1 protein-coding gene is annotated in these 514 nt (G+C 74.9%); it reads right to left on the reverse strand.

All coding sequences use genetic code 11. The annotated features are described in order from the left end of the window. On the reverse strand, positions 1-514 hold a 514-nt coding region (locus AC2W7M_RS27215; protein WP_486136365.1), incomplete at both ends, for a glycosyltransferase family 4 protein.

The following is a 514-nucleotide window of genomic DNA, read 5'->3' on the forward strand; positions in this document are numbered from 1 at the left end:
AGCGCCTCGGCGAGGGCGCCGGCATCGCCCGGCGGCACCTTCAGGCCGGCGCCGTCCGGCACCGTCTCGGCGGCCGCGCCGCCGGTGGTTGAGACCACCGGCAGGCCGCGTTTCAGCGCCTCGGCCAGCACCATGCCGTAGCCCTCATAGAGCGAGGGGTGAACGAAGAGGTCGGCTTCCAGGTAGAGCCGGTCGAGCTGCGCCTCCGGCAGCGCGCCGAGGAGACGCACGCGGCCTTCCGGCAGCGCCTCGGCCCGCGCGCGGATGTCGGCGGCGGTCACGGGATCGAGGGTGAGCGATCCGGCGATCGTGAGCGAGAAGGGCAGGTCGCCGAGCCGCTCTATGGCCTCCAGCAGCACGCCATAGCCCTTGCGCGGGATCACCGAGCCGATGGCGATGAGGCGCGGCGGATCGCCATCCCCCGGCGCGCGCGGCGCGTCTTCCGTGCCCGGCAGCGCGAGCGTGATGGAGCCGGCGGCACGCCGAAATCCGCCGCGAGCGTGCGGGGCGGTGG

The organism is Xanthobacter sp. BG11Y11_SDJG, from assembly GCF_057364445.1.